Source organism: Aquificaceae bacterium (assembly GCA_037722135.1).
Taxonomy (GTDB): Bacteria; Aquificota; Aquificia; order Aquificales; family Aquificaceae; genus Pampinifervens; species Pampinifervens sericum.
Map to the genome: position 1 here is coordinate 4,143 of JBBKAW010000040.1, position 2,974 is coordinate 7,116.

At 41.5% G+C, this 2,974-nt stretch carries 5 protein-coding genes; 1 reads left to right on the forward strand and 4 read right to left on the reverse strand.

Going from position 1 to position 2,974, the window contains the following annotated elements; all coding sequences use genetic code 11:
• Together WKI49_02780 and WKI49_02785 are read right to left on the reverse strand one after the other, a co-directional pair.
• Positions 1-548, reverse strand: a 548-nt coding sequence (locus WKI49_02780) for a LysM peptidoglycan-binding domain-containing protein (GenBank protein MEJ7621428.1), incomplete at its 3' end; no start/stop codon positions are given.
• Positions 517-789, reverse strand: coding sequence for an acylphosphatase (locus WKI49_02785; GenBank protein MEJ7621429.1), 273 nt, complete (start codon positions 787-789; stop codon positions 517-519). The genes WKI49_02780 and WKI49_02785, both read right to left, overlap by 32 nt.
• A gap of 90 nt (positions 790-879) precedes the next feature.
• Here WKI49_02785 and WKI49_02790 point away from each other — a divergent pair, with 90 nt between their 5' ends.
• Positions 880-1,302 (forward strand): septal ring lytic transglycosylase RlpA family protein, encoded by a 423-nt coding sequence (locus WKI49_02790; protein ID MEJ7621430.1) that lies wholly within the window; start codon positions 880-882, stop codon positions 1,300-1,302.
• Here the strand turns inward: WKI49_02790 and WKI49_02795 are convergent.
• The gene (locus WKI49_02795) at positions 1,277-2,098 is read right to left on the reverse strand and encodes a radical SAM protein (protein ID MEJ7621431.1); all 822 of its coding nucleotides are present in this window, start codon (positions 2,096-2,098) and stop codon (positions 1,277-1,279) included. The two genes, WKI49_02790 and WKI49_02795, sit on opposite strands and share 26 nt — an antisense overlap.
• The gene (ricT, locus tag WKI49_02800) at positions 2,073-2,939 is read right to left on the reverse strand and encodes a regulatory iron-sulfur-containing complex subunit RicT (protein ID MEJ7621432.1); all 867 of its coding nucleotides are present in this window, start codon (positions 2,937-2,939) and stop codon (positions 2,073-2,075) included. Before ricT ends, WKI49_02795 begins: the two co-directional genes overlap by 26 nt.
• Between the last annotated feature and the right edge of the window lie 35 nt (positions 2,940-2,974).

Consider the following 2,974-nt stretch of genomic DNA (forward strand, 5'->3'; position numbering starts at 1 on the left):
GGCACTCTCACCTTTGTACCTGCAGGAAGCCATTTACCCTTTAGGTCTGGATTGAGCCTTTCCAAATCTCTAAGAGGAACGCCTGTTGCTTGTGCCACATGCTCAAGCCTTCCACCCCTTCTCACTGTGTAGATATCATGATTTTCTATTGTAGATATTCTATTAGCACTTGTTCTTGCAGGAATCTTTATCTTCTGACCTTCCACAATTCTATCATCTTTCAAGTTATTAAATTCCTTAAGAGTTTTTACATCAACACCAAAGCTATTCGCTATCTTCTGTAGAGTATCTCCTCTCTTTACCTCATATATGGCGTATTTTTCTGTAGACCTTACTTGTGTAGCTTTTACTGGTATGCATATTGTTTGACCAACTCTTAGTCTTCTCTCGTCAATGCCTTTGTTGGCAGACTTTAGAGTGTTTATGTCTATTCCTTCTCTCCTTGCTATCCTTTCCAGAGTGTCCCCTTCCTTTACCCTATAGTTTTTACATTCCATGGCAAAGGAAAAGCTAAGACTAATACCTAATAGTAAAATCCCTTTCCTCATGGTTTGGCACCTCCTTGAGGATTTCCATGCGGTCAACCCTTCCCGCAGGAGGACCCTCCCAAAGTTGTTTCAAAAACTCCCATACCACCTCCTTATCTCCTTGAACAAAAACCTCAACCCTTCCATCGGGCAAGTTTTTAACCCAGCCAGTAAGACCATAACTCTGAGCAAGCCTTTTTGTAAAAGCCCTATAACCTACACCTTGCACTATACCGCTTACATATATTTTTAGAGCTATCATCTATAGAATTTTACATCAGAAAAACTCAGTTGAAAAGTCAAAAGGATATGTAGTATCATTAAAGAGCTACAACCTACAGGAGGTGTTTTCATGAAAACAGCCATACTTACAGCCTTGCTATCTTTTTCCTTTGCCCTCGCCCAGGACTGTAAGGTTCAAGAGGGCTATGCAAGCTGGTATGGTGGAAAGTTTCATGGTAGGAAAACAAGCTCAGGAGAGGTTTTCAATAAGCATAAGTTTACCGCAGCGTCAAGAGATTACCCATTTGGGACTTATTTATTGGTTAGGAACCTTAGTAATGGAAAGGAAGTAGTTGTGGTAGTAACAGATAGGGGACCAGCCAAAAGAAGCAGAATAATAGACCTCTCAAAATCCGCAGCGGAAAAGATAGGAATGTTACGGCAAGGCGTAGCTAAGGTTCAGGTAATGCCCCTCTACTGTGCGGTAAAGGGTGATGAACTTAGCGAGGAGGTTCACGAAGAGGTTATTAGAGACCTTCTAAACACATTGTAGGGTTTCTGTTGGCTACAAGTGTTCCGCATCCTCCAAGTGGGTCTTTTCTAAATCTGGTAGAGAGCGTGACCCTTATCCCATAAGATTTCAAGAGTAGAAAGGCTCTCTCATACTCCCAGTCCTCCACATCCTTGAAGTTGCCTACTGTTTGGTTATACCTCAACAGTGTGGCACTCACTCCCAAGGATTTTACAAGCATGGCAAAATCCCTCAGCTCCTCTTCCGTATCGTTTACTCCCTTAAGAAGCAAGTAAGCGAGACTTATCTTTTTCCTCTTCCTCAAGGACATATTAGAAAGCTCCTCTCTTAAGGTTTGTATAAGACTTTCTAAGCTACCAGCATAAGGAAGCAGTCTTTTCCTTGTTTCTTCTTTCACAGAATGCACAGATATGCTAACTCCTCTATGAGGTAAGGCTAAAAGCTCTCTAAGTTTTTTAACTGGATATCCTGTGGTGTAAAAGCTCACTCTCAAGCCCAAAGCCTTAAAGTACCAAAAGGCTTCTTCTACCGCTTCCCAGTTCATAAGGGGTTCACCTATACCCGCAAAGGCTATACCCTTTATCTCAAACCTATCCTTCAAAAGCTTATATTGTAGTATTATCTCCTCTGCAGAAAGGTTTCTCAAAAGCCCACTTTTACCTGAAAGACAGAAGGGACAGCCTATCGCACAACCCACTTGGGTAGACACACAGAGAGTATTCCCCCTATAGTAGACCGCTTCTACTCTATTTCCATCATTGAGCTCAAAGAGAAACACCTTGTTAAGATTACTACTCAATTCCTGCAAGAGCCTCATTTTCCACAAAAGCCCTCCTACAACAACCACCACAAGCCTGACAATGCTTTAGAGCCTTTTCGTAGCCTTCTGGTAATATATCTTCTAAGTCTATTTCCCTTTTTGAGTCTTCTGAAACAAGATTTATCTTCCATCTTATAGGGTCAACCTGCAAAACCTTATAGACCTTGCCTTCATAACACAGCTCACTTCCTACCTCTGGCAGGATGGACTTTATAAGGTAGTTTTCCCTTTCAAAGATTAGGCAACATATAAGCCTTCCACAAGGACCTGTAAATTTCTGAGGCGATAAGGGAAGGTTTTGTTCCTCTATATCACGTAAGGATACAGAGTGCAACTCTTCCTGAAACTTTACACAACAAGGCATGTCTCCGCATGTGCCAACCCATCCAAGCATTTGCACCGCATCTCTTACTCCCACTTGCCTCATCTCTATCCTTTTTTTGAATACCTTTGCAAGGTCCCTTACAAGGTTTCTAAAGTCCACTCTATGGTCGGAAGTATAGTAGAAGAATATCTTACTCCTGTCTAAGGGTATGTAGGTTTTTATAAGTTTCATATCAAGTCCATGTTCAATTATCTTCTTTTTGCATATTTCCATTGCCTCTCTGGCTTTTTCTTCATTTTCTTCCATCTTCTGTATGTCTTCCCTTTTTGCCTTTCTAAGGAATACCGCTTTATAAGAAGAAGGTTCTTTTGAGGCACCAAGCACTCTTACCACTTCCTCTCCCTTCTCTGATTGGACTACAATAAGCTCACCTCGGGAAACATCCCTTTCCCATACGCCCTCAACCTGAAGCACCTTGTTTGTATCCTGAAACTTCGCCTTTATATAAGACATTCCTTTCACCTCCTATATAAGCGTAAAAAGTATAA

Excerpts from the sequence above, each read along its gene's own strand:
- WKI49_02785 (MEJ7621429.1), bottom strand. The coding sequence starts at position 789 with ATGATAGCTCTAAAAATATATGTAAGCGGTATAGTGCAAGGTGTAGGT.
- WKI49_02790 (MEJ7621430.1), top strand. The coding sequence starts at position 880 with ATGAAAACAGCCATACTTACAGCCTTGCTATCTTTTTCCTTTGCCCTC.
- WKI49_02795 (MEJ7621431.1), bottom strand. The coding sequence starts at position 2,098 with ATGAGGCTCTTGCAGGAATTGAGTAGTAATCTTAACAAGGTGTTTCTC.
- ricT (MEJ7621432.1), bottom strand. The coding sequence starts at position 2,939 with ATGTCTTATATAAAGGCGAAGTTTCAGGATACAAACAAGGTGCTTCAG.